This window comes from Chitinophaga sp. (assembly GCF_035564935.1).
Taxonomy (GTDB): Bacteria; Bacteroidota; Bacteroidia; order Chitinophagales; family Chitinophagaceae; genus Chitinophaga.
Map to the genome: position 1 here is coordinate 1 of NZ_DATMTE010000467.1, position 3421 is coordinate 3421.

6 protein-coding genes are annotated in these 3421 nt (G+C 45.7%); 5 read left to right on the forward strand and 1 reads right to left on the reverse strand.

The annotated features are described in order from the left end of the window. The 3 genes from VN105_RS12075 to VN105_RS12085 all read left to right on the forward strand — a co-directional run. Positions 1–253 (forward strand): peptide-N-glycosidase F-related protein (locus VN105_RS12075; protein WP_325641167.1); only part of this gene is annotated, 253 nt, incomplete at its 5' end. A gap of 69 nt (positions 254–322) precedes the next feature. Continuing rightward, positions 323–940, forward strand: a complete 618-nt coding sequence (gene pnuC / locus VN105_RS12080; RefSeq protein ID WP_325641169.1) for a nicotinamide riboside transporter PnuC — start codon at positions 323–325, stop codon at positions 938–940. After that, positions 937–1461, forward strand: coding sequence for an ATP-binding protein (locus tag VN105_RS12085; protein ID WP_325641171.1), 525 nt, complete (start codon positions 937–939; stop codon positions 1459–1461). Before pnuC ends, VN105_RS12085 begins: the two co-directional genes overlap by 4 nt. Here the strand turns inward: VN105_RS12085 and mtgA are convergent, their stop codons facing one another. Continuing rightward, complete coding sequence (gene mtgA, locus VN105_RS12090) at positions 1462–2178, reverse strand: monofunctional biosynthetic peptidoglycan transglycosylase (RefSeq protein WP_325641173.1); 717 nt, start codon at positions 2176–2178, stop codon at positions 1462–1464. It abuts the gene before it with no gap. 75 nt (positions 2179–2253) lie between these two features. Here mtgA and VN105_RS12095 point away from each other — a divergent pair, with 75 nt between their 5' ends. Both VN105_RS12095 and VN105_RS12100 read left to right on the forward strand, forming a co-directional pair. Next, positions 2254–2871, forward strand: coding sequence for an L-threonylcarbamoyladenylate synthase (locus tag VN105_RS12095; RefSeq protein WP_325641175.1), 618 nt, complete (start codon positions 2254–2256; stop codon positions 2869–2871). Positions 2872–2875: 4 nt separating this feature from the next. Further along, a complete protein-coding gene (locus tag VN105_RS12100) occupies positions 2876–3241 on the forward strand; it encodes a hypothetical protein (RefSeq protein WP_325641177.1) in 366 nt (121 codons plus the stop codon). The last annotated feature ends 180 nt before the right edge of the window (positions 3242–3421 follow it).

A 3421-nucleotide genomic window follows, 5' to 3' on the forward strand; every position in this document is an offset into this window, starting at 1 on the left:
ATGGCGTACAGATTGCGCCACCTACCGCTTGTCGAATCCTGCTTCCGGTAACTTTGGAAACGGGCTTTCTTCCTCAGATCTGAGCCGTTCCAACTGGTGCCCGGGCACACTTACATCCCCGGTATTCATTTCCTTACAGGATATAGCCCCCGGGCAGCATACCATACAGGTGGCTATTCCACAGGGGAAGCCTGAAGGCAGCAGCCAGAGCTTCTGGAATGTATCCGGCACACTGATAGGAGAAAAAAAATAATTTTCCGGGATGCGGTATAGATCGCATCCCGGTTGTCATAATCCGGAATTATTGATCCACATTCGCACTATGAACGATTTATACCAGGGTATATTAGAAGGTTTTCACCAGATGACCTGGCTGGAAGCAACAGCTGTTTTCTTTGCTGTCTTATCGGTCATCTTTCAAAAAAATAATAATATACTGGTATACCCTACCGGTATTGTAAGCACGGGCATTTATACCTATCTCCTGTCGAGAGAACATTTCAAACTATATGCGGATGCTGCGCTGAACGCGTATTACCTGGTGATGAGTGTATACGGCTGGCTCTATTGGGCAAAGAAAGGTCCGGCGCAACCAGCTACACCGGTAATGCGCAGTAACCGCAAAGAACTGGTTACAGCTGTTTTTATTGCACTGGGAGGCTGGGGAATTTTCTATTTCCTGCTAAGTCGTTTTTCAGACTCCAATGTACCCATAATGGATGCCTTTGTATCTGCCACGGCCTGCGCCGGTATGTGGCTGCTGGCCAAGCGGAAGCTGGAGAACTGGATATTGCTGAATATTTCCAACCTGGTAGCTATCCCCTTGTTGTTATACAAGCACCTGTACCTTACCGCGGGACTGACCATCTTTTTATTTACCATTGCCATATTCGGGTATCTTAGCTGGAGAAAAGAAGTGCTGCAAAGAGAAAATACATGAAGAAAGTAGTTGTTATAGGGCCGGAATCTACCGGGAAGAGTACGCTCAGTGAAAAGCTGGCCGCGCATTTTAATACTGTGTGGACGCCGGAATATGCACGTGAATACATCGACCAACTCCAACGGCCATACGAAGAATCCGACCTCCTGCACATTGCGGCCGGGCAGGTAGCGCTTGAACAGCAAATGGTCAGCCGGGCCGGTGAAGTATTGATCTGCGATACTGATCTGTACGTGATCAAGGTATGGAGCGAACATAAATACGGACATTGCGATCCGCGTATTTTACAACAGATAGCCCGCCAGCATTGTGATATGTACCTGCTTACCTATATTGACCTGCCCTGGGAAGAAGATCCGCAAAGAGAATATCCGGACCCGGAAATGCGGCATTACTTTTATAATATTTACCGGGAGATCGTTATAAATTCCGGTGTGGAATGGAAAGATATCAGGGGGAGTTATGAAGAACGCGAAGCCCTGGCAATAGCTGCCGTGCAACAGTTACTGAACCGGCCCTGATTATTTTCTGCCTGTAACCAGTTCCATAATATCGGGGTCGGGCGCAAGGTTGCGCATTTGTACCAGTATTTTCCGCAGCCGGTAAGCCGTGATCCGCGCAGGCGGATTGATGGTATATTTAACCGGGTTGGGTAAACAGGCGGCTATCATGGCGGCTTCCTCCCGGTTAAGACTGGCCGCATTTTTATGATAATTTACCTGCGCTGCCGCTTCCACACCAAATACACCCTCTCCCATTTCCGCCACATTCAGGTATACTTCGAGGATGCGCTGTTTGCCCCATATTTTTTCGATCATGAAAGTAAAGTATACTTCCAGGCCCTTCCGGAACCAACTGCGGCCCTGCCAGAGGAAAACGTTTTTAGCCACCTGCTGACTGATAGTGCTGGCCCCTTTAATTTTTTTACTTTGCTGGTTATGCTTCATTGCTTTTTCGATCGACTTAAAGTCGAACCCGTTATGATCTGTAAACAGCTGATCCTCGCTGGCTATTACAGCCAGTTTGGCGTGTTGGGATATTTCATCATAGCTCACCCATGTTTTCTGCAGTTTTTTATCTGTTCCCCAAAGGCTGAACCAGCTGGAGATTTCGGTGATGGTAATAGGCGGGTTCACCCATTTCAACAGCAGGATGTATAAAAATTGTGCAACAATTAAAACCAGTACTACCCTCTTCAATCTCCTCCACGTTCTGGGAACAATGCCTTTTAAGTTCATCGCGTAGGTTTAGAAAAATCGGGACGAAAGGTAGGCTAAAAACCTGAAAGTGACACACAATCGTTAACTTTATATATGCTGTTAAACGTACATCCGGATAATCCGAGTCCCCGTCATTTAAAAACGATCGTTGAATGTTTGAGAGACGGAGGAATTATTATTTATCCAACCGATACGGTGTATGGCTTGGGTTGCGATATTACCCAACATAAGGCCATAGAGCGTATTGCAAGAATTAAGCAGATAGATCCGAAAAAAGCACAGTTTTCGTTTATCTGTTATGATCTGAGTCATTTGTCGGACTACGCGAAGAGTGTGGATACGCCCGTTTTCCGTATGTTGAAAAAAGCATTGCCGGGTCCGTATACATTCATTTTACCCGCCAGCCGGCAGGTGCCTAAATTATTGAAAACGAAAAAGGACACTGTGGGTATCAGGGTGCCTGATAATAATATTTGCCGCACTATTGTGAAAGAGCTGGGAAACCCGATTATGAGTACCACATTGCCGATAGAGCATTATGTGGAAGAATATACAGACCCCGAGATCATTTACGAGAAATTTGGAAAGCAGGTAGATATTGTGATAGATGGAGGGCCCGGCGGTATGGGATTTTCCACTATAGTGGATTGTACCGGTGCGGTGCCGGAACTGATCCGTGAGGGCATTGGAAGTTTTGAAGAAATATCCTGATGATATGCAGAAACGATGGTGGATAGGGATACTTTGTTTATTCCCCGGTATGATGGCCGGGGCGCAAACCACGATGGTGAAACCCCTGTCATTAACGGCTGTAAAGCCATTGTCTTTTGTTTTAACAGACACCTTTGCTTTCCGGCCGGCCGGCTTCCTGTTAAAACCAGTTACTTTACTACCTCGTACATTCCCTGTTCGGGAACCTGTAACAGCTCCTGTTTACCGCGTTGCGCCCGACGCGTATTACCAGCAACATTTTGGGTTTTTCTGTAAAAAGGAATGGACCTGGCAGAAACAAACGGGATTGCCACTTAAATTCCGGTTAGGAAGTTATTCCTATGCCCAGCAGCAGGAAGGAAAACGCTGATCTCTTTTATTGTACTTGTTTTGGAAGATAATAATTGACAAAGTCAATGATAATTACTTGATCGAAGCAAATATATTTTAAAAAGATGAATATGAAGAGAAGATGTAAAAAACCAGGTTTAATACCATGATTTTTTCAGATGGATCTCCTCTGTATTGTTACTGAAATTACCTACGCCTG

Coding starts and splice junctions, on each gene's coding strand:
- pnuC (WP_325641169.1), top strand. CDS start 323: ATGAACGATTTATACCAGGGTATATTAGAAGGTTTTCACCAGATGACC.
- VN105_RS12085 (WP_325641171.1), top strand. CDS start 937: ATGAAGAAAGTAGTTGTTATAGGGCCGGAATCTACCGGGAAGAGTACG.
- mtgA (WP_325641173.1), bottom strand. CDS start 2,178: ATGAACTTAAAAGGCATTGTTCCCAGAACGTGGAGGAGATTGAAGAGG.
- VN105_RS12095 (WP_325641175.1), top strand. CDS start 2,254: ATGCTGTTAAACGTACATCCGGATAATCCGAGTCCCCGTCATTTAAAA.
- VN105_RS12100 (WP_325641177.1), top strand. CDS start 2,876: ATGCAGAAACGATGGTGGATAGGGATACTTTGTTTATTCCCCGGTATG.